Here is a 20,527-nt window from a genome sequence, read left to right as displayed (position 1 = left end):
TACCGGCCTCGGTGGCCGATAATGCAAGGCTGTGGACGTGGTGAAAGGCAGTGATTCGGGACCGAGCGACACCGCGGGTACCGCCGCCGGACCCGGCCGGCCGCGCGACCCGCGCATCGATGCCGAGGTCCTGGAGGTGACCCGGGCGTTGCTGCTCGAGGTCGGGTGGGACGCGTTGAGCGTGCGCGGTGTGGCCGCCCGGGCCGAGGTGAGCCGGGCGGCGCTCGCCCGCCGCTGGCCGTCGAAGGCGCACCTCGTCCTCGACGCGCTGCTCGGCGCGACGCCGGACCTCACCCCGTTCGAGGGGACCGACCGCGCGGGCTGGATTCGCTGGGTGGTCGCCGGGAGCACGGAGCTGTTCGCGCGGCCGGAGGTGCGGGCCGCCGCGCCGGGGCTGTTGGCGGCGCTACGCGATCACGAGGATCTGCGCACCCTGCTGTGGCGGGGGTTCAGCGAGCCCAGCACCGCCCTGTTCGCGCGCGGCGGGCCCGCCGACGACGACGATCTGCTGGACGCTCGGGCGGTGCTGGTGATGGCCGCCGGGGCCGCGCTGTTCACGAGCCTGGTGGCGGCCGACGACGACACCGCGCAACTGCGCGGCCGGATCCTGGAGTTGCTGCTGCCGGCGGCAGGTGACGCCGACTAGACCGGGTGGGTCAGTCGTCGCGGCCGGACTGCAGGGGCACGTGCGACAGGCCGCCCCACGCGAGTGCGGCGGTGGTGTCGATGGCCACATCCTTGGGGATCGGCCGGTTGGCCTCGAGCCAGTAGCGGGCACTGACCTGACTGGCGCCGACCAGCCCGACGGCCAGCATCCTGGCGCGGTAGGGATCGAGGCCGGAGTCGGCGCTGACCACGTCGAACACCGCGTCGATGCAGGCGTCGGTGGCCTTCTCGACGCGTTGCTGCACGCCCGGGTCGCCCATCAGGTCCGATTCGAAGATCAGCCGGTAGCCCTGGGTGTCGTTGTCGACGAAGTCGAACAGCGCCTGCACGGCCGCGCGCACCCGTCGCTTGTTGTCGGTGGTCGAGCGCAGCGCCTGGCGCACGCCGGAGATCATCTGCTCGACGTGACTGTGCAGCACGGCGAGGTACAACTCGAGCTTCCCGGGGAAGTGCTGATAGAGCACCGGCTTGCTGACGCCGGCGCGCTCGGCGATCTCGTCCATGCCGGCGGCGTGGTAGCCGCGGGTGACGAAGACCTCGCTGGCCGCGATGAGCAACTGCTGACGGCGCTCGTCCCGCGGCATCCGGGTGCCACGCTTCGAGGGCTCCGCGGGCGGCCGGTTCCGGGTCCCATTCGGAAGTCGCCGCGTGTGCGCGAGGTCGGTCATCGCTCTCCAGTCTGCGCGCGGTCGCTGCGGGTCGGTGTCCTCGAACGTATCCAGACGCGGTCCATCGGGTGCCAATGGTGGTCGACCACCGGCGAATGTGCATTAGTGAGATACACAGAATACGCGGCGGCGATGCCCAGGCGTGCGCGCCGCCCCGCTGAGTCGGATCATCGCCGGGTGACCGCGGAGGTCGGGTGTCCGGTCACCGGCGGGTGTCGGCGCGCCGGGTGACCCGCCACGGCCCGTATGAGATTCTGTCGCGGTGACCTACCGCGGAGAGCCACATCGATCCCGCGATCGCGCCGACTCTCCCCCCGGGACGGACCCGCAGTCCGGTCGTGACATGTTCGGCTACGACACGCACGAACTGCACGAGGGGGACCTGTTCCGGGAGCCGGACTTCGACCGCCCCGGTTGGAACGACCCGCTCCGCGCCGACCGCGACCCGACGGCGGAGCCCCGGGCGCAGGCCCGGGGTCCACGGCGCAGCGAACTCGAGGGGATCCGGCGCAGGACCAGGCTCGGCACCTTCTTCGCCGCTTATGGCTGGCGGGCCTACGCGGTCCCGATCCTGCTGGTGGTCACGATCCTGGTCGTGGTCAGCGCCGTGCGGTCCTCGGGCGGGGGCAGTGGCAGCGGCGGTGACCCGGGACTGGGCGCCCGTGAGGCGAACGTCAGCGGCATCGTCGGCGCGCCGAAGGGCGACGGGCGCTTCGACGCCTCGGTCGAGTCGGCCGCGCTGCCGGTGGGGGGACCGTTCACGGAGGCGGGCAAGGGCACCTTCCACGTCATCCCGGGTTCGACCGGGCAGGTCGGTAAAGGCGCCGAGCACGTGTTCGCCTACACCGTCGACGTCGAGGACGGCGTCGACACCGTCGGCTACGGCGGCGACGGCGCCTTCGCGCAGATGATCGATCAGACACTGGCCAACCCGAAGAGCTGGATCCGCGACGAGAAGGTCGGCTTCCGGCGCGTCGACAACCCCGACGAGGCCGACTTCCACATCTCGCTGACCTCGCAGATGACCGTCCGGCAGGACTGCGGCTACACGATCCCGGTCGAATCCTCCTGCTACAACGCCGACCTCAAGCGGGTGATCCTCAACGAGCCGCGCTGGGTGCGCGGGGCGGTGTCGTATCAGGGGGACATCGGTTCGTACCGGCAGTACATGATCAACCACGAGGTCGGGCACGCCATCGGCTACGCGCAGCACCAGCCGTGCGAGTCGGACGGCGGGCTGGCGCCGGTGATGATGCAGCAGACGTTCGGCACCGCGAACAACGACATCGCCCGGCTCGACCCGGATGGTGTGGTGCCGATGAACGGGCTGGTCTGCAAGCCGAATCCGTGGCCGTATCCTCGAGGGTGATCCGCCTGACGAGGAGTGTTGATGGGGCTGCCGCCGCTGGTTGAACCGGGTCCGGAACTCACCACGCAGGAGTCGGCGCGGTACAGCCGGCACACGCTGCTGCCGGAGCTCGGTGTGACCGGGCAGCGCCGCCTGAAGAACGCCCGCGTGTTGGTGATCGGTGCCGGCGGGCTCGGTTCGCCGACACTGCTGTACCTGGCCGCCGCGGGCGTCGGCACGATCGGCATCGTCGAGTTCGACGACGTCGAGCTGTCGAACCTGCAGCGCCAGATCATCCACGGCGAGTCGGACATCGGCCGGCCCAAGGGGGAGAGCGCGCGCGAGTCGATCGCGGCGATCAATTCCGGCATCGACGTGGTGCTGCATCCGGCGCGGCTGGACGCGGCGAATGCGGTCGCGCTGTTCGAGCGGTACGACCTGATCCTCGACGGCACCGACAACTTCGCCACGCGGTATCTGGTCAACGATGCGGCGGTGCTCGCGCACCGGCCGTACGTGTGGGGCTCCATCTTCCGGTTCGCCGGCCAGGTGTCGGTGTTCTGGGAGGACGCACCCGACGGCCGCGGGCTGAACTATCGCGACCTCTACCCGCAGCCGCCGGAACCCGGCACGGTCCCGTCCTGCGCCGAGGGCGGCGTGCTGGGCGTGCTGTGCGCGGCGGTCGGGGCGATGATGGCCACCGAGGCGGTCAAGCTGATCACCGGCATGGGTGAGTCGCTGCTCGGCCGGCTGCTGATCTACGACGCACTGGCGATGTCGCACCGGACGATCGAGCTGCGCAAGGACCCCGACGCGCAGCCGATCACCGAACTGGTCGACTACGAACTGTTCTGCGGCACCGCACCGCAGCCGTCCGGCGCGGACACCATCGGCGCGGCCGAGTTGCACGGGCTGATCGAGTCGGGCGCGGACGTGCGACTGGTCGACGTCCGAGAGCAGGTCGAGTGGGACATCGTGCACCTGCCGGGGGCGACGCTGGTGCCGAACTCGAGCATCCAGTCGGCCGGAGTGGACGGCGTCGGCGCGCTGCTGGGGCTGCCGGCCGAGGACCCGGTGGTGCTGTACTGCAAGTCGGGGGTGCGGTCGGCGCAGGCGCTGGAGTTGTTGCGCGCGGCCGGGTATCGGAACCTGCGGCACCTCGAGGGCGGCATCGAGGCCTGGGCGAGCGTGGTGGACCCGACGATGGTGCGGTACTGATCGAGGCCGTTATCGACACGTGACCGCGCTGCCGGACCGGACCGTTTACCGACGGTAACCTCCTGAGAGTGAGTCCTACGGAGCCGCCGCAGCATGTTCGCTCGACCTTCGGTCTGCGCGAGATAGAGCCGGTGTACCTCGGGGATGCTTGGGACGGCGGCTGGCGGTGCGGGGACGTGGTGCTGTCACTGGTGCCGGATCACGCCAGGGCCGCATGGTCGGCGAAGGTGCGCGAGACGCTGTCGGTGGAGGGTGTTCGCCTGGCCCGGCCGGTGCGGTCGAGTGACGGGCGCTATGTCGTGTCCGGGTGGCGTGCGGACACCTTCATCTCCGGCTCGCCCGAGCCGCGTTACGACGAGGTCGTGTCGCTGTCGGTGCGGTTGCACGCGGAGACGGTCGCGCTCGACAAGCCCCGGTTCCTCGGCCAGGCGCCGGTGCCGCCGTGGCAGGACGTCGACGTGTTCGTGCTCGCGGATCGGGCGGCGTGGGAGGACGTTCCGTTGCGCAGCGCGCGCGTCGGCGGTCCGGTCGAGACCACCAGCCCGGAGGGGGAGCGCAGCCTCGACCTGATCCGTCAGCTGGCGACGCTGCGCAAGCCGATCCGCACCCCGGACCAGCTCGTGCACGGCGACCTGTTCGGCACCGTGCTGTTCGCCGGCGCGGCCGCTCCGGGACTGACCGACATCACCCCCTACTGGCGCCCGGCTCCGTGGGCGGCCGGTGTGGTGGTGGTCGACGCGCTGTCCTGGGGCGGGGCGGACGAGGGGCTGATCGACAGGTGGAGTCAGCTGCCGGAGTGGCCGCAGATGATGTTGCGCGCCTTGCTGTTCCGGCTGGCCGTGCACGCCCTGCACCCGCGGTCCACGCCGTCGGTGTTCCCGGGCCTGGCGCACACCGCCGAACTGATCCGCATGCGGCTGTAGCCGGGCCTGCGGGGGAGTGCTTGCGCGGTCGGCCGTTACGTCGCGCGCGGGGACAGGCGCTGCAACGCCAGGGCCAGCAGTCGTGGCATCTGTTCGGCCGGATCGTCGGTCCGGGAACCGCATCCACCGTCGGCGGCAAGATGGTTGGACATCGCGAGTCCGTGCAGGATCACCCAGAGCAGCGGACCGACGTCCCGTACGTCGCCTGCGAGGAGGGTCCGGGTGCGCTGTGCTTCGACGACGAGTTCCTCGAAGTAGGAATTGAAGTCGGCGGAGGCCGTACCGAGTGCCGAGTTCGGCGTGAACGTGTGGTCGCCGGCGAATTCCAGCCGGTAGTGGTTCGGGAACTCCCAGGCGGTGCGGACATAGGCGAGACACGCGCGGTACAGGGGTGTGGACTCCGGTGCGCCGAGGTGTGCGTCGGCGGTGCTCGGTGTGGTCGCATCGGCGGCGGCGAGCTGCATCACCAGCTTCATGCGGACAAGGCTTTCCGCGGCCACGGTGCTGAGCAGATCGTCTTTGTTGCGGAAATGCCGGTAGGGCGCGGTACGGGACACCTCCACCGCCGCACCGACCGCGCGCAGGGTGACCAGGGCGGGCCCGCCGCGCGACAAGAGGTCGTCGGCCGCGGCGATCAGCATGCGGCGCGTGTCCGGGGCGTCTTCCTGCACTCCCGGAGGATAAGTCAGGTTGACGTTGTCAACAAACGAGCTTAGGTTGACGCTGTCAACTCGGCCGGGCCGGCAATGCACCAGGGGATCGCCAACCGGCCCGCACGTCCGTCCAATGGGAGGCTCGATGACGTCCGCGTCGCCATCCAGGCCGACGCGCAGTCCGGTCCGGGAGGTCCCGACGGCGCGGTCGACGTCGAGTTCGCGCGAAAGCTCGGCTGATCTGCTCCGGTCCGGCGTTGCCGCCTGGAACCTCGCCCGAGCCGAACGTCCTTCGGTAGAAGTCGATCTCGTCGACGTCGATCTGTCCGGGCTGAACCTGGCCGGCGCCAACCTCAACGGCGTGGATCTCACCGGGGCCGACCTGTCGGGAACCGATCTCACCGGTGCGGTTCTCGCGGGCGCGAACCTGACCTCCGCCGACCTCTTCGGGGCCGACGTGGCGAGGGCCGACCTGACGGGTGTGGTCGCGCACGACGCCGATTTCACCCGTGCGTACCTGACCCGCGCGTGGTTGCGAGACGCGGACCTGACGATGGCCTATCTGACGTCGACCTTCCTCGGGCACGCGGACCTCACCGGGGCGGACCTGTCGGGCGCATACATGACCGGTGCGTATCTCGGCGAGGCCGACTTGACCGGCGCCACACTCGCGGGCGCCTTCCTCGGGAAGGCGAACCTGACCGGCGCGACGATGTCCGCCGTCGTCCTCGACGGCGCAGATTTCCGGGACGCCACCATGCCCGACGGCATCACTCACGACTGAGCGATCGCGTGTGCTGGTGCGCGACGTCGGCGGAGATCCTCAGCCGCTGAAGCCGGGGACCACCAGACCGGACTCGTACGCGATCACCACGGCGTGGGTGCGGTTCTGCGCGCCGAGCTTGGTGAGCACGTTCCCGACGTGTGTCTTCACGGTTTCCGCACTCACCGTGAGCGCGGTGGCGATCTCCTGGTTGGACAGACCGGTGGCCACGAGCCGGAGCACTTCCTCTTCCCGATCCGTCAGTCCGGCCGCCGGCAGGGCGTCCGCCGAACCGAGCGGCTGGGCCGAGACCATGCGGCGCAGCGCCGTCGGGAACAGGATCGCCTCGCCGTCGGCGACCACCCGCACCGCATCCGCGATCTGCCGGACCGGCAGCCGCTTGAGCACGAACCCGCTCGCCCCCGCGCTGAGCGCGGCGGTGACATAGCCGTCGTGCTCGAAGGTAGTGATCACCAGGACCTTCGGCGGATCGGCCGAGTCGCCGAGCAGTTCGCGGGTGGCCTCGATGCCGTTGCGCCGCGGCATCCGCACGTCCATCAGCACCACGTCCGGCCGCAGCAGTCGTGCCTGCTCGACCACGTCGACACCGTCGACGGCCTCGCCGACCACCGCGATGCCGGGCTGCGCGGCGAGCAACGTGCGCAGCCCGCTGCGGGTGACCTCGTCGTCGTCCGCGATCAGCAGTCTGACGGTCGCGTCGCCCGGCTCGGGTGTGCTCGCCTCGGTGCCGGTCATTCCGACAACCGTAGCGGCAACCGGACCGCCAGCCGCCAGTGCCGCGGTTCGGTGGGGCCGGACTCGATCTGCCCGCGCAGCAGCCGAACCCGCTCGGCCAGGCCGGGCAGGCCGTGCCCGGACGTCGGGAACGTCCGTGCGGCCGAATCGGTTTCGTCCGGCGTCCCGGTCCGGTTGACGACCTCGAGGTCCACCGCGTCCGCCGTGGCCACCAACCGCACCTGGACGGGACCACGGGCCCCGTGTCGGAGCGCGTTCGTCAACCCTTCCTGCAGGATCCGATAGGCCGCGCGCGACACCGTCGCCGGAACCGCGGTCAGATCACCCGAAAGCTCCGGCTCCACGACCGCTCCCGTGTGCCGCACCCGGTCCAGCAGCTCGGGCAGGTCGGCCAGGGTCCGGGTCGGCGCCGTGCCGGCCGCCTCCTCGCGCAGCACGCCCAGCACGTGGTCGAGGTCCTCGAGCGCGGCCCGGGTCGACTCCTCGATGCTGCGCAGGGCGGCGCGCGCCGCCACCGGATCGGTGGCGAGCATCTCGCCCGCCACCGCTGCCTGGATCGTGGCCGCCGTCAGCGTGTGCCCGATCGAGTCGTGCAGCTCGTGGGCCAGTTCGTTGCGTTCGGCCAGCAGCCGCTCGCGTTCGGCCGCGTGCACCAGCAGCTCGGCCGGCGACGGCCCGAGCAGTCGCGGAGCCGCCCACCGCAGCACGCCGGTGACCGCCGCGCACAGGACCGGCGCCAGCAGCAGGCAGCCGAGCGCCACCGCCCAACTCCACCCGCCATCGGTCACCCGCACGGACCAGCCGAACAGGCTCAGCCGAAGCTCACCGCCGAGCCACCCGCCGGGCAGACAGACGGCCATGATCAGCAGCACGGGGACCAGCGCCGCCAGCCAGCCGAGGGCCACGTGCAGCAGCATCCAGACGGAGGTGCGCCACCGGGCGGTGCCCGGGGCGCGGCCGGCCACCGGATCCGGCAGCGGCACCCGTAGCAGGCGGCGGACGGCGACGATCAGCACCCGCCGCGTCGTGCGGGCAGCGCCGACAGCCGCGACCAGTACCGCCCAGATGAGCAGGGCCAGGGCGATCCGCGCGCCCTCGGGGCCGGACTGCCACGCCATCGCCGGCACCAGCGCGAAGGGCTGCAGCACCAGGCTCGCCAACGCGCCGCACCACGCCAGCAGCACTCCCGTGTACGTGGAGCCGCTCAGCAGCGGCCGCAATCCCCAGCTCACGATCAATCAGTATCACCGGCGCCGGCGCCGGGCGCCTCCCCCGATGGAGTGAGCCGATTTTCCTCCGGCGGGGCGATGTGGCGACGGCGTGCGGGAACCCATGATCATGTCCGGCCCGAATCGTGGAAGGACAGCCGATGGAAACAGAAGTGATGCGTGCGCCGACGAAGCGGAGACGGACGCGGCTGATGATCGTCGCGTCGGCGGCGGTCGTCGCGGTGGTCACCGCGGTCGTCCTGACCGGCATCGCCCTGGTCTGGTACGCAGACCGGACGCAGAACTGCTACCAGTTCAACCACATCCGCCAGTACGGGCAGTGTGTGGCCGGTCAGTTCAGTTCGACAGGCGGCCTCATGAGCAGGCTCGGCCACGCCCTCGGATGCCTGCTCGCGCGCGGCTGCACGCCGGCCGGCATTCCGCTTCCCCGATGACCGAACAGGAGTCGACCCATGTTTGATCGAACAGGACAGCAGACGCGTTCATCCCGACGGGACGGTCGACGGAAGACCGTGACGGCGGTCGCCGCGGCGGCGGTCGGCGTGATCGCGGTGGGTGCGGTCATGGTGGGCGGTCTGGTGCCGCGCGCGGGGTCCGCCACCACCGAGCCCGACGCGGTCCAGCAGGGCCTGACCGCACTTGTGCACGATGCCGGCCTGCCCTCCGCGTCGGCCGGTGTGCGCGACGGTCGCGGCAGCAGGAACTACACCGCCGGTGTCGGCGACCTGGCCACCGGCGCGCCGGTGCCGGTCGACGGGCAGGTGCGGATCGGCAGCAACACCAAGGCCTTCACCGCGGTGGTCGTTCTGCAACTGGTCGGGGAGGGCAAGATCGCGCTCGACAGCCCGGTCGAGACCTATCTGCCGGGGCTGGTCCGCGGCGACGGGATAGACGGACGCCGCATCACCGTCCGCGAACTGCTCCAGCACACCAGCGGGCTGCCCGACTATGTGAACTACATCGACGACGCAGCGCTGCGGGACCGCTACTTCGAGCCGCGCGACCTCGTGGACATCGCCCTGCAACACAAGGCCGATGCGGCGCCAGGGGCGCAGTTCGGGTACAGCAGCACCAACTACGTGCTGGCCGGGCTGATCGTCGAGAAGGTCACCGGCCGGCCGCTGGCCGAGGAGATCGACCGGCACATCATCGACCGCATCGGGCTGCGCCACACCTACTTTCCCGCTCCGGGCGACCGGACCATCCGTGGGCCGCACCCGCACGGCTACCTCGCGGATCCGGCCAGCGGACCCCCGCAGGATTTCACGGAGATGGATCCCTCCGCGGGATGGGCCGCGGGCCAGATGATCTCCACCAACTCCGACTTGGACGAGTTCTTCACGGCACTGCTCGCCGGACGACTGCTCCCGCCGGCCCAGCTGGAGCAGATGCGCACGACCGTCCCGATGGGGGTCGGCGGCGCGCGCTACGGACTGGGCATCGTCAGTAGGCCGTTGTCGTGCGGCGGGGTCTACTGGGGTCACGGCGGTGATCTACCCGGATTCGAGACGCGCGGCGGTGCCACCGATTCCGGACGCGCCGCCAACATCGCCATCACCGCGGTGCCCGCCGACGACGCCGTCGCCGGCGCGGTGGAGAAGGTCGTCGACACCGCGCTGTGCGGCTGAGGTGCGGGTGAGCCGACCACGCTGAGTGCAGTCAGAGTTGTCTCAACCACTCGGAAAGGGGAAACTTGGCGTCGCCGGACTGTCGGCTGGGGTGAGGGGAAGTGAAGCCCTCAGGCGCTCGCTCCGTCTCGCTCAACCGAAAGCCGTGACGAACTCGGCAACGAGTTCGGGCCAGTCGAGTCCGTAGGTGTGGAGCGCGGTGCGAAGCGTTGCCAGGCCGCATGGAGAGGGTCGTCAAGGTAGGGGGTGAAGAGTGCCAGTACGGCCATATCCTGCTCGATGAATTCCCACTCGAGGTGACGGCCCGGGACGATCCGCCGGCTGATCCGTTGATCGGCCCACATCCGGTTAAGAACCGCCCCGCTACCTGCTAGATCCTTAGGAAACGGTCGACCCGCGTCGATTCGGTCGAGCAGTTCACTGATCCAATCGATATCGGCGAGGCCCGCACGTACGCATGCGCGGCGTGCAGCCCAGCGGGCCATGGATCGCCAGCGATCCGATCGAGCGGATTCGACAACGTCGATGATCCTGCGATCGAGTTCGGCCAAGGTTTTTGCATCCCAGTAGTTGCTGAGCGTACTGCTGGGCTCTCGCCCACCCCAGGGCACGCGCTGGGCAAGGGCACCGTTATATTCCGAGCCCAGCGCCTTCACGGTCCGCCATCTGCCGTCCGGTGACACGAGCGTCACCTTGGTCATGTCAGGTGTAAGAACCTCTCCCGGCGCCTCGCCCCAGGCCTGGTCCTCCTTCTTCAGCTGCACGACCCTCACGTCACCGCCCGTACTGGGCCAGAGTTGAAGCAGGTACTTCTCGCTCGGTTCGGTGACGTCCATGTCCCAGTTGGCGTCGCGGCCGTGTGCATGTGCCCGCAACCGGTATGTTCCGGCCGGTTGGTCCGCGAAGTGGCTGAACCCTTGGGCCGGTTCGCCTTCGAGTGTCATGACCACCATCGCCGCCGAGTCGACCGTCAGTTCGGTCTCCTCAACCACTTCCCAGCCGGTGAAATCTGCTGTCGTGGGCGGCCCATCGAGGAGGTCGACGGTGACCTCGACCGGTCCGTAAGCGGCGCCGGTGAGCACGGTGGCGAACCCGGGACCCGCCTCGATCAGCGTGGCCCGTTCGTGCACGTCAAGAGTATCCGCCGCGGGCGCGCCGAGGCAGAACTGATGGTGATCCGTGTGGACCAACGCCGTCTCGCTCATGTCCGCACCTTATAGCTGCGCTACCCAGCCGTTCGCGAGCAGCGATCTGTCCGTCGCCGAACAGCAGTCCAAAAGCAGGTTCTCAGTACACGTCCCGGACGTACCGCTTCTCGGTGCCGAGTTGCTTGAGGTACCTGCTCGCGGCGTCGTCGTCGAGTCTGCCGTGGTTGCGGGCGATCTCGTGCAGGGCGCGGTCGACGTCCTTGGCCATCCGGCCGGCGTCGCCGCACACATAGAAGTGCGCGCCCTCCTGCAGCCACTGCCACAGCTTGGCGCCGTGCTGGCGCATCTGGTCCTGGACGTAGACCTTCTGGCGCTGGTCGCGGGAGAACGCCAGATCGAGTCGCGTCAGGAAGCCGTCGCGGTGCATGCCCTCGATCTCGTCGCGGTAGTAGTAGTCGGTCGCGGCATGCTGCTCGCCGAAGAACAGCCAGTTGCGGCCGCCGTGGCCCCGGGCGCGCCGCTCGTGCAGGAAGGCCCGGAACGGTGCGATGCCGGTACCCGGCCCGACCATGATCATCGGGGCGTCGGGTGCGGTCGGCGGCCGGAAGTGCGCCGACCGCTGCAGGAAGACCGGGATGTCCGCGTCCGCGCCGCGATCGGCCAGGAACGTCGAGCAGACCCCACCGCGGGTGCGGCCGTCCGCGTCGTACCGCACGGTCGAGACGGTCAACTGCACCTCGTTCGGGTCGACCTTCGGGCTCGACGAGATCGAGTACAGGCGTGGCTGCAGCCGCTTGAGCACGCCCATCCAGTCGACGACCTCGGCGCGGAACCCGAACGCGTGCAACAGGTCGACCGCCTGGCGACCCCACAGCCACTGCTGCAGCTCGATCTTGTTCTGCGGTCGCATCAGTTTGGCGAGCTCGGCGTCTTTGGTGCGGTCCAGGACGAAGCGCAGCAGATCGGGTGTGACCTTCGAGATCTCGAGTCGGCTCGTGAGTGCCTGTCGCAGCGGCATTTCCGGGGCGTCCCCGACGGCGACGGGGACGCCCGGGTCCAGGCCGGTGACCGTCAGCCATTCGTCGACGACGTCGGGTGGGTTGGTCGGCCACACACCGAGCGCGTCGCCGGCCTCGTAGGCGAAGTCGTCGGGCAGTGCGAAACCGATCTGCCGCACCTCCTTCGCGGAGCCGGCTGCGTTGAGCCGGACGTTGCGGGTCAGCCGGGTCAGCAGCGGAGACCGCCTGGTGAACGGGGCCTCGACCTTCTCCGCCGACGCGCCGGCCGGCGGCGCCACCGGTGACGGGCCGGTCGCAGCGGACGCATCCGGTCGGCGCAGCGCCGCCTTCACCTGCTCGAGCCAGGCCTGGGCGGTGGCGAGGTAGTCGGGCTCGCAGTCCGTGCGCGGCGCGATCCGCTGGGCGTCCAGCTCGGCCAGTCGCGCATCGAGCCGCCGGCCGTGACCGCAGAAGTCGTCGTAGTTCGAATCGCCGAAGGCCAGCACCGAGTACCGCGTGTTCGGCAGCCGCGGGGCATCCGAGCCCGACAGCCGCGCCCAGAAGTCGCTGCCGTTGTCGGGGGAGTCGCCGTCGCCGAAGGTACTGGTGACGATCAGCAGTTCGCGGGCTGACTCGAGTGTGGCGATGTCGCAGTCGGCCATTTCGATCAGGTCGACGGCGGTGCCGGCGGCGCGGAGCTGCTCGGCGCACTCGGCGGCGAACTCCTCGGCGTTGCCCGTTTGCGAGGCCCACGTGAGCAGCACCGGTGCCGGTCGATCCGCCGCGACGGATCCCGCAGGCGCTGCCGCCACGGAACCGGCCGGGGCCGCGAACATCCCGGCGAGCAGGCCGTCGAGGAACAGACGTTTGTCGGTGGCGATCGGTGCCCCGACGGGCAGCACCGGAACCGCCGCGCCGGTGCCGACGGTCTTGAGTGCGGTGAGATAGCCGGTCAGGTAGGACGATTCGGCGCCGTCGAGTTCCGGCATGCGCAGCTCGCCCAGACCGAGGGCGGCGGCGAGCAGGTCGACGGCGACCGGGGCCGCGGAAGGGAGGGAGGGCTCCGATGGCTTTGTCTGTGCAGTCTTCGTCTCCGCCGCAGCGGCCGCGGTGGTGGCCACGCGGGTCAGCGACACCGCGCAGGCCTTGTACTCGGGCTGATACGAGATCGGGTCGACGGCGTCGTTGGTGACCGCGTTGATGCTCAGGTACTCGCCGTAGGCGTCGTTCCAGTGGAACGGTGCGAAGCAGTTGCCGGCCAGCACCCGGTCCGAGACGACCGCGGGCAGCACCGCGCGCCCGCGCCGCGACGCGACCTCGACCTGGTCGCCGTCGACGACACCGAGCCGCTCCGCGTCGCCGGGGCAGATCTCGACGAACGGTCCCGGGTTCAGTTTGGTCAGCTTCGCGACCTTTCCGGTCTTGGTGAGCGTGTGCCACTGGTGGGGGAGGCGGCCGGTGTTGAGCACGAAGGGGAAGTCGTCGTCGGGCAGCTCGGCCGGCGGCATGTGGGGCCGCGCGTGGAACACCGCCCTGCCGTTGCCGGTCGGGAACCGGACGGCCGCTGAATCCGCGTCGACATAGCGGATCGGGTTGCGACTGTCCGAATTCTCTGTTGCGCAAGGCCATTGGGCCGGGGTGCGGCGCAGTCGGTCGTGGCTGATGCCGCGCAGGTCGTAGCCGGTCTGCGGGTTCGCCGCACGCTTGAGCTCCTCGAACACCTCGGCGGCACTCGCATAGGTGAAGTCGGCTTCGAATCCCATTGCACAGGCGACCTCGGCGATGATGCGCCAGTCCGCAAGTGCCTCTCCGGCCGGCTCGATCGCCTGCTCGATCAGGGTCAGGTTGCGCTCCGAGTTGACCATCACCCCCTCCGACTCGACCCACAGCGTCGCGGGCAGCAGGATGTCGGCGTAGTCGTTGGTCTCGGTGTCGGTGAACACGTCCTGCGCGATCACCAGTTCGGCGGCCTCGAGCCCCTCGATGACGGTGCGCCGGTTGGCCACGGTGGCAACCGGATTGGTGCACATGATCCAGCAGGCCTTGATCCGGCCCTCGGTCATCGCCGCGAACATGTCGATTGCTCCGGTGCCGACGTCGGCGCGCAGGGTTCCCTCCGGCAGCTTCCACAGGTCCTCGACGAACCGCCGGTCCGGTTCGGCCAGCACCGAGCGCTGGCCGGGCAGCCCGGGACCGAGGTAGCCCATCTCCCGTCCGCCCATCGCGTTGGGCTGGCCGGTCAGCGAGAACGGCCCGCTGCCCGAGCGACAGATCGCACCGGTGGCCAGGTGCAGGTTGCAGATCGCGTTGGTGTTCCAGGTGCCGTGGGTGGACTGGTTCAGCCCCATCGTCCAGCAGCTCATCCAGTTCCGCGCCGCGCCGATCATCGCCGCGGCGGCGCGGATGTCGGCCTCGGGGATCCCGGTGGTCGAGGCCGCCACGTTCGGCGGGTAGTCGGCGAGGAACTGCGGCATCGACTCCCAGCCCTCGGTGTGGTCGGCGATGAACTCCGGGTCGGTGTGGCCGGCCTCGACGATCAGGTGCAGGAGGCCGTTGAGCAATGCCAGGTCGGTCCCGGGGTTGATCTGCAGGAACAGGTCGGCCTTGTCGGCGGTGGCCGTGCGGCGCGGGTCCACCACGATCAGCTTGGCGCCCGCCTTGACGCGATCCATCATGCGCAGGAACAGGATCGGGTGGCAGTCGGCCATGTTCGACCCGATCACGAAGAACACATCGGCGTGGTCGAAGTCCTCGTAGGAGCCGGGCGGGCCGTCGGCGCCGAGCGAGAGTTTGTAGCCGCTGCTCGCGCCCGCCATGCACAGCCGCGAATTCGACTCGATCTGGTTGGTGCGCAGGAACCCCTTGGCCAGCTTGTTGGCCAGATACTGCGCCTCGAGGGTCATCTGGCCCGACACGTACAGCGCCACGGCGTCCGGACCGTGCGTGTCGACGATCTCGGTGAGGCGGCGGGCCGTCTCGGTGATGGCCTCGGCCATCGGGGCCGGCAGGCGGTCGTCGCCGCGACGCTCGCGCACCAGTGGCTGCTCCAACCGCCCGGGCGCGCGGAGCATGTCGGCGCTGGTCGCGCCCTTGGTGCACAGCCGGCCACGGTTGGTGGGGTGCTCGGTGTCACCGCTGACCTTGAGCACCCGTCGTCGGCCGGTGTCCGGGTCCGTCTCCACCTCGAGCACCATGCCGCAGCCGACCCCGCAGTACGAGCATGCGGTCCGGACGGTCGACGTGGCGAGATCGGCGCGCATCAGGGCAGCCCCTTCCCGTCGGGCAACTCGGGTCGACGACCATGCTGCTGTGGAGTTGTTTCTGCCGGATTAACCCCGGTGAGCCGGCGGTGACATTTGGCCGGACCCGGCGTGCCCGGAACGGGTCAGCCGCGTTGCCGGACCTCACGTCCGGGTTCCGGTCGCGGCGCGGCGACGGTGAAACCGTCCGCGACGATCGCCGCGAGCTCGAGGAACGAGCGGCGCGTGGTCTTGCCGATCAGATCCAGGTCGATCTCGGCGCCCTCGGCCAGGTGCTCGTCGTAGGGCACCACGTGCACCGCGCGGCAGCGGCCGAGGAAGAGGTTCTTCAACTGGTCCAGGTCGATCGAGGACGCGCCGCGGCGTGCGGAGTTGACCACGACGATCGAGCGCTTGACCAGCTCGCCGTAGCCGTGGTGGTCGAGCCAGTCCAGGGTCGCCGAGGCGCTGCGTGCGCCGTCGATTGCGGGGGAGCTGACCAGTACCAGTGCATCGGCGGTGTCGAGGGCGCCGTTCATCGCCGAGTGCATCAGCCCGGTGCCGCAGTCGGTGAGGATGATGTTGTAGTACGCCTGCAGGATCTTGACGACGGAGCGATAGTCGTTCTCGCTGAACGCCTCCGAGACGGCGGGGTCCTTCTCGCTCGCCAGCACCTCGAGCCGGCTCGGCGCCTGCGAGGTGTGGGCGCGCACATCCGAGTAGCGCTGCAGGTTCGGGTCCTCGAGCAGGTTGCGGACGGTCGAGGTGGTCTGGCTGGGCACCCGCTGGGCCAATGTGCCCAGGTCCGGGTTGGCGTCGACCGCGATCACGCGGTCGCCGCGCAACGACGCGAAGGTGGCGCCCAGGCCGACCGTGGTGGTGGTCTTGCCGACTCCACCCTTGAGGGACAGGAAGGCGATCCGGTAGTCGCCGCGGATGGGCTGGTTCACTCGGTCGACCAGCTCGCGGTAGGCGATGTCGGCCGGGGACTCGCCCGGGTTGATCCGGCCGCCGGAGATGCGGTGCACCAGCTTGCGCCAGCCGCTGCGCGGCGGGCGCTTCGCCCGGCGCAGCAGATTCAGGTCGGCGCCGGGGGCGAGCTTGGCCGGCGGCGGGGTCGGTGCACCCCACTGAGGGGCGGCGTCCGGCTGCTGGGGCAAGGGCTGCTGGGGCAGGGGTTGCTGCGGCAGTTGCTGCTGCGGCAGGGGCGGATGTCCCGGGTGCGGGGGCTGCGGCGCCATCGGCATCGGCTGGACCGGAACCTGCTGTGGGGAAGCCTGCTGCGGGTAGCGATACGGCTGTAGCTGTTGCGCCGGCGCGAACTGTGCGGCGTCCGGCGGGACCGGTGCGGTCCACTGCGCGGCGACCTCGGACAGCGGTTGTCCGGTGGGCGGTTCGGTGACCGCCTGCTCGGTGACTGCCTGTTCGGTGACTGCCTGTTCGGCCGGCAGCCACGGCGGGTTTGCCGCGCCGGTCTGTTCGCCCCCGGAAGTCTGGTCCGGCCCCGTGTTCATGCCATGGTTCTGCACTTCGATCCCCCCGAAATGTGATTGTCGAACGTCCCGCCCAGGCTAACAGTGGCCGGTCAATCGCCCAGGGGAGAGCCGTGGGCGTCGAGCAGCCCGGCGAGCAGGCCGCGTGCGGCGGAGGCGGCGCGCTCGGGATCGCCGTCGATGACCGCCCGGACCAACTCGGTGTGTTCGTCGTTGAAATGGCGGCCGGTCAGCGCCGAGTTCGTGTCGACGGAGACCTCGATGTCGGGCACGAGCGCGTCATAGACCTCGAGGTAGAGCTGATTGTGGGTGGCCGCGACGACCGCGCGGTGCAGAGCGACGTCCGCGGTCACCGCGGCCGCGGCGTCACCGCCTGGCCACAGCGCCAGGCGCTCCTCGAGCAGCGCGGTGAGGGCCCGAACGTCGTCTTCGTCGCGGCGGGTGGCGGCGAGTGCCGCGGCGGTGACGTCCAGCGCGTGCCGCAGTTCCAGGACCTCGCGCAGACGGGCGGCGCTCACCCGGCGGCCGAGCGCGCCGACGACCTCCGAGGTGGCCAGCACGTACGTCCCCGAGCCCTGCCGCCGCTCGACCAGCCCGGCGTGGGCCAGCGACTGGACGGCCTCGCGGACCGTGTTGCGTCCGGCGCCGGTCAGCTCGCACAACTCGACCTCCGTGGGGATCCGGCTGCCGACCGGCCAGCGACCGGCGCAGATCTCCTCGCGCAACTGCTCGGTGATCTGCTCCACCAGGCCTGCCCGTCGCACCGTCTGCACGGCGCACCTCCTCTGTTGGCCGACTCCTCCGCTGACCGTCGGGGTCGTTCTCGTCGGGTATCGCCGAGCATAATTGCGTTGGCGCGATACATCGGGTCATCCTACAATTTGTGCTGTCGTGTTGGGACGAGCGAGTGGGGTAGGTATGAGTGTCGGTGCGGGTGAAGAGGTGAGTCGGCAGATGACGAGCGGGCAGGAGCGGGACGCACGGCCGGGCCTGATCGCGGGTCGGGTGCTCGTCCTGCTCGCGATCGTGCTGTCGGCGCTGACGTTGCGCACGGCGGTCACCGCGATCACGCCGTTGCTCGACGTCATCGGCGACGAAGTCGGCTTCGGCTCCGCAGTGGCCGGTGTGTTCGGCATGATGCCGACCGCGATGTTCGCGCTGTTCGGGTTGCTCACCCCGATGCTCGCGACGCGGTTCGGGCTCGAACGGATCGCGCTGGTGGCGATGGTCATGGCCGGCGTCGGCATGCTCACCCGGGCCATGGTCGGCGACACCGCCCTGCTGCTGGTGTTGTCCGCGGTCGCCCTCGGCGGCATGGGAATCGGCAACGTGGTCATCCCGCCGTTGGTCAAGCGCTACTTCTCCGACCGGGTCGCGCTGATGAGCGCCGTCTACATCACGTGCGTGCAGCTGGGTACCGCGGTGCCGCCGCTGCTGGCGGTGCCGGTGGCGCACGCGCACGGCTGGCGGGTCTCGCTCGCGGTCTGGTCGGTCGTGGCCTTCGCCGCGGTGCTGCCGTGGATCGGGGTCATCGTCGACCGGCGGGGCCGCGACGCGCGCGCGATCACGACTCCGCAGGCGCCGCAGCATCATTCGACGCACTCCGGTCGGCCCATCTGGCATTCGTCGCTGGCCTGGGGGATGGCCGCGATGTTCGGCATGACCTCGCTGATCACCTATTCGCTGTTCACCTGGCTGCCGAAGATCCTGACCGAGTCGGGCGCCTCCGCGGAGTTCGGCGGCGCGATGGTGGCGATGTTCTCGGCGGTCGGGTTCATCGCGGCGCTGGGCGCGCCGACCCTGTGCGCCCGGATGGTCAACCCGTTCCCGGTCGTGATGGCCTGCGCGGTCTGCTATCTCGTGGGCTTCGCCGGCCTGGTGTTCGCGCCGTCGACGGTGCCGTGGCTGTGGGTGCTGGCGATCGGACTGGGACCCAGCACCTTCCCGATGTCGTTGACACTCATCAACCTTCGATCGCGCACCGGTGCCGGCTCGTCCAAGCTGTCGGGCTTCACCCAGGGGGTCGGCTATACGGCGGCATGCCTGGGCCCGGTGCTGTTCGGCGTGCTGCACGAGAGCACCGACGGGTGGGGATGGCCGTTCGCGTTCCTGCTCGTGGCGGTCGCGGTGATGCTCTTGGGAGGCCGACGGGCGTGCCGGCCCAGCATGATCGAGGACGACCTCGCGGCCTGACTATGCGAAAGGCATACCGGCGCGGGGACGTTCGGCACCGGACTGGTCGTCGGGAAGGTCCTGTGAGTCGCTGTTGATCAGGCGTTCATCGTCGGTAGCGTCGGCGCAACACCCGGTGCCTAGCTTGGGGACATCCCCGAGCACCTGGAGGCATCCGTGTCGAGATCTGCCGAGAAGCGCACCCGCCGCATCGCGAACTGGGACCCCGAGGACGTGGTCGCCTGGGATGCCGGCGGCAGCCGGATCGCCCGCCGCAACCTGATCTGGTCGGTGATCGCCGAACACGTCGGGTTCTCGGTCTGGTCGATCTGGTCGGTCATGGTGCTGTTCATGCCGGTCGACGTCTATCACATCGACGCGGCCGGCAAGTTCTTCCTGATCGCGATGCCGACGCTGGTCGGCGCGGTGCTGCGGATCCCGTACACGACCGCGACCGCGCGGTTCGGCGGGCGCAACTGGACGATCTTCAGCGCGCTGGTCCTGCTGGTCCCGCTGCTGCTGACGATGTACGCGATGGCCCACCCGGGGCTGTCCTACACCGCGTTCATGGTGATCGCCGCGGTCGCCGGGTTCGGCGGCGGCAACTTCGCGTCGTCGATGACCAACATCAACGCGTTCTATCCGCAGCGGCTCAAGGGCTGGGCCCTCGGACTGAACGCAGGCGGCGGCAACATCGGCGTCACCGTGGTGCAACTGCTGGGCCTGCTGGTGATCGCCACCGTCGGCGACCGGTCACCGCAGATCGTGCTGTCGGTGTACCTGGTGCTGGTCGGGTTCGCGGCATTGGGCGCGGCGCTGTTCATGGACAACCTCGACGGCGTCGAGGCCTCGGGGCGCCGGATGGTCGAGGTGCTGCGGTACCCGGACTCGTGGGCGATCGCCTTCCTCTACATCGGCACGTTCGGCTCGTTCATCGGCTTCAGCTTCGCCTTCGGCCAGGTGCTGCAACTGAACTTCCTCGCCGAACCGGGCACCACCGCGGCGAGCGCGTCGCTGCACGCCGCGCAGATCGCGTTCCTGGGGCCGCTGCTGGGCTCGCTCACCCGGCCGATCGGCGGGCTGCTGGCCGACCGGATCGGCGGCGGCAAGATCACGCTCGGCTGCTTCGCGGCGATGACGCTGGCCGCCGGCACGCTGGTCGTCGCCGGCACCCGCGACGACGCCACCCCCGGGGCGGCCACCGGCGGCGTCTTCGCCGCTTACCTGATCGGCTTCATCGCACTGTTCCTGCTGTCCGGTCTGGGCAACGGCTCGGTCTACAAGCTGATCCCGGCGGTGTTCGCCGACCACGCCGCCCGCCTGCGCGGCGTCACGCCCGACGAGGCCGCCGCCTGGGCCCGGGCGATGTCCGGCGCACTGATCGGGGTGGCCGGCGCGGTCGGCGCCCTCGGCGGCGTCGGCATCAACCTGGTGCTGCGGGCCTCCTACTCGGGCTCGGCGCACTCGGCGACGATGGCCTTCTGGGTCTTTTTGGGCTTCTACGCGCTGTGCATCGGCGTCACCTGGCTGCGATACATCCGGCCGTCCTCGCACGCCGAAGTGCCCGTCGCCGCCCCGGCCGCGCCGGCGGGTGAGCCTGCGTTCACACGCCGGTAACGGGCCCC

At 70.1% G+C, this 20,527-nt stretch carries 18 protein-coding genes; 10 read left to right on the top strand and 8 right to left on the bottom strand.

The genetic code is table 11. From position 1 onward, the window contains the following. The first annotated feature begins 37 nt into the window (after positions 1–37). The gene (locus tag G4X40_RS01205; protein ID WP_277831202.1) at positions 38–646 is read left to right on the top strand and encodes a helix-turn-helix domain-containing protein; all 609 of its coding nucleotides are present in this window, start codon (positions 38–40) and stop codon (positions 644–646) included. A 10-nt stretch (positions 647–656) separates the two neighbouring features. Here the strand turns inward: G4X40_RS01205 and G4X40_RS01200 are convergent, their stop codons facing one another. After that, a complete protein-coding gene (locus G4X40_RS01200; protein ID WP_408642087.1) occupies positions 657–1,334 on the bottom strand; it encodes a TetR/AcrR family transcriptional regulator in 678 nt (225 codons plus the stop codon). 343 nt (positions 1,335–1,677) lie between these two features. On the opposite strand from G4X40_RS01200, the gene G4X40_RS01195 reads away from it, so the two are divergent. The 3 genes from G4X40_RS01195 to G4X40_RS01185 all read left to right on the top strand — a co-directional run bounded on the left by G4X40_RS01195 (position 1,678) and on the right by G4X40_RS01185 (position 4,823). Further along, positions 1,678–2,703 (top strand): DUF3152 domain-containing protein, encoded by a 1,026-nt coding sequence (locus G4X40_RS01195; protein ID WP_277829616.1) that lies wholly within the window; start codon positions 1,678–1,680, stop codon positions 2,701–2,703. Between the two features lie 21 nt (positions 2,704–2,724). Next, the gene (gene moeB, locus G4X40_RS01190; RefSeq protein WP_277829615.1) at positions 2,725–3,900 is read left to right on the top strand and encodes a molybdopterin-synthase adenylyltransferase MoeB; all 1,176 of its coding nucleotides are present in this window, start codon (positions 2,725–2,727) and stop codon (positions 3,898–3,900) included. Positions 3,901–3,968: 68 nt separating this feature from the next. Continuing rightward, positions 3,969–4,823: a TIGR02569 family protein gene (locus tag G4X40_RS01185; protein ID WP_277829614.1), complete on the top strand. Its 855-nt coding sequence runs from the start codon at positions 3,969–3,971 to the stop codon at positions 4,821–4,823. 35 nt (positions 4,824–4,858) lie between these two features. On the opposite strand, the gene G4X40_RS01180 is transcribed toward G4X40_RS01185, so the two are convergent. Next, entirely contained in the window at positions 4,859–5,494 is a 636-nt protein-coding gene (locus G4X40_RS01180) for a TetR/AcrR family transcriptional regulator (RefSeq protein WP_277829613.1), read from the bottom strand. Positions 5,495–5,569: 75 nt separating this feature from the next. On the opposite strand from G4X40_RS01180, the gene G4X40_RS01175 reads away from it, so the two are divergent. After that, the gene (locus G4X40_RS01175) at positions 5,570–5,716 is read left to right on the top strand and encodes a hypothetical protein (RefSeq protein ID WP_277831327.1); all 147 of its coding nucleotides are present in this window, start codon (positions 5,570–5,572) and stop codon (positions 5,714–5,716) included. A gap of 1 nt (position 5,717) precedes the next feature. Continuing rightward, on the top strand, positions 5,718–6,260 hold the full coding sequence (locus G4X40_RS01170; protein WP_277831198.1) for a pentapeptide repeat-containing protein: 543 nt from the start codon (positions 5,718–5,720) through the stop codon (positions 6,258–6,260). Between the two features lie 39 nt (positions 6,261–6,299). Here G4X40_RS01170 and G4X40_RS01165 read toward each other — a convergent pair whose 3' ends face one another. Both G4X40_RS01165 and G4X40_RS01160 read right to left on the bottom strand, forming a co-directional pair. Further along, the gene (locus G4X40_RS01165) at positions 6,300–6,995 is read right to left on the bottom strand and encodes a response regulator transcription factor (protein ID WP_277829612.1); all 696 of its coding nucleotides are present in this window, start codon (positions 6,993–6,995) and stop codon (positions 6,300–6,302) included. Next, a complete protein-coding gene (locus G4X40_RS01160; RefSeq protein WP_277829611.1) occupies positions 6,992–8,227 on the bottom strand; it encodes a sensor histidine kinase in 1,236 nt (411 codons plus the stop codon). The genes G4X40_RS01165 and G4X40_RS01160 overlap by 4 nt, the downstream gene beginning before the upstream one ends. A gap of 137 nt (positions 8,228–8,364) precedes the next feature. On the opposite strand from G4X40_RS01160, the gene G4X40_RS01155 reads away from it, so the two are divergent. After that, complete coding sequence (locus tag G4X40_RS01155) at positions 8,365–8,658, top strand: hypothetical protein (RefSeq protein ID WP_277829610.1); 294 nt, start codon at positions 8,365–8,367, stop codon at positions 8,656–8,658. Positions 8,659–8,736: 78 nt separating this feature from the next. After that, a complete protein-coding gene (locus tag G4X40_RS01150; protein WP_277829609.1) occupies positions 8,737–9,852 on the top strand; it encodes a serine hydrolase domain-containing protein in 1,116 nt (371 codons plus the stop codon). 110 nt (positions 9,853–9,962) lie between these two features. Here G4X40_RS01150 and G4X40_RS01145 read toward each other — a convergent pair whose 3' ends face one another. From G4X40_RS01145 to G4X40_RS01130, 4 genes are all read right to left on the bottom strand, one after another. Continuing rightward, entirely contained in the window at positions 9,963–11,057 is a 1,095-nt protein-coding gene (locus G4X40_RS01145; RefSeq protein ID WP_277829608.1) for a hypothetical protein, read from the bottom strand. Positions 11,058–11,139: 82 nt separating this feature from the next. Next, positions 11,140–15,258, bottom strand: coding sequence for a bifunctional nitrate reductase/sulfite reductase flavoprotein subunit alpha (locus G4X40_RS01140; protein ID WP_277829607.1), 4,119 nt, complete (start codon positions 15,256–15,258; stop codon positions 11,140–11,142). A gap of 125 nt (positions 15,259–15,383) precedes the next feature. After that, complete coding sequence (locus tag G4X40_RS01135; protein WP_277829606.1) at positions 15,384–16,751, bottom strand: AAA family ATPase; 1,368 nt, start codon at positions 16,749–16,751, stop codon at positions 15,384–15,386. Positions 16,752–16,822: 71 nt separating this feature from the next. Further along, the gene (locus tag G4X40_RS01130) at positions 16,823–17,503 is read right to left on the bottom strand and encodes a FadR/GntR family transcriptional regulator (RefSeq protein WP_277829605.1); all 681 of its coding nucleotides are present in this window, start codon (positions 17,501–17,503) and stop codon (positions 16,823–16,825) included. Positions 17,504–17,684: 181 nt separating this feature from the next. Here G4X40_RS01130 and G4X40_RS01125 point away from each other — a divergent pair, with 181 nt between their 5' ends. Together G4X40_RS01125 and G4X40_RS01120 are read left to right on the top strand one after the other, a co-directional pair. Next, positions 17,685–18,923, top strand: coding sequence for a CynX/NimT family MFS transporter (locus G4X40_RS01125; protein ID WP_277829604.1), 1,239 nt, complete (start codon positions 17,685–17,687; stop codon positions 18,921–18,923). Between the two features lie 156 nt (positions 18,924–19,079). After that, positions 19,080–20,519, top strand: coding sequence for an MFS transporter (locus G4X40_RS01120; RefSeq protein ID WP_277829603.1), 1,440 nt, complete (start codon positions 19,080–19,082; stop codon positions 20,517–20,519). Positions 20,520–20,527 lie beyond the last annotated feature (8 nt).

It is taken from the genome of Speluncibacter jeojiensis, assembly GCF_029589495.1.
GTDB classification, from domain to species: domain Bacteria; phylum Actinomycetota; class Actinomycetes; order Mycobacteriales; family Mycobacteriaceae; genus Speluncibacter; species Speluncibacter jeojiensis.
The sequence above is the reverse complement of the archived record's forward strand: the minus strand, read 5'-3'. Positions and strand labels throughout refer to the sequence as shown.

What these genes read in the sequence shown, in the direction of transcription:
- G4X40_RS01140 (WP_277829607.1), bottom strand. Translation starts at nt 15,258, where the DNA reads ATGCGCGCCGATCTCGCCACGTCGACCGTCCGGACCGCATGCTCGTAC.
- G4X40_RS01125 (WP_277829604.1), top strand. Translation starts at nt 17,685, where the DNA reads ATGACGAGCGGGCAGGAGCGGGACGCACGGCCGGGCCTGATCGCGGGT.
- G4X40_RS01175 (WP_277831327.1), top strand. Translation starts at nt 5,570, where the DNA reads ATGCACCAGGGGATCGCCAACCGGCCCGCACGTCCGTCCAATGGGAGG.
- G4X40_RS01135 (WP_277829606.1), bottom strand. Translation starts at nt 16,751, where the DNA reads ATGAACACGGGGCCGGACCAGACTTCCGGGGGCGAACAGACCGGCGCG.
- G4X40_RS01145 (WP_277829608.1), bottom strand. Translation starts at nt 11,057, where the DNA reads ATGAGCGAGACGGCGTTGGTCCACACGGATCACCATCAGTTCTGCCTC.
- G4X40_RS01195 (WP_277829616.1), top strand. Translation starts at nt 1,678, where the DNA reads ATGTTCGGCTACGACACGCACGAACTGCACGAGGGGGACCTGTTCCGG.
- G4X40_RS01200 (WP_408642087.1), bottom strand. Translation starts at nt 1,334, where the DNA reads ATGACCGACCTCGCGCACACGCGGCGACTTCCGAATGGGACCCGGAAC.
- G4X40_RS01165 (WP_277829612.1), bottom strand. Translation starts at nt 6,995, where the DNA reads ATGACCGGCACCGAGGCGAGCACACCCGAGCCGGGCGACGCGACCGTC.
- moeB (WP_277829615.1), top strand. Translation starts at nt 2,725, where the DNA reads ATGGGGCTGCCGCCGCTGGTTGAACCGGGTCCGGAACTCACCACGCAG.
- G4X40_RS01155 (WP_277829610.1), top strand. Translation starts at nt 8,365, where the DNA reads ATGGAAACAGAAGTGATGCGTGCGCCGACGAAGCGGAGACGGACGCGG.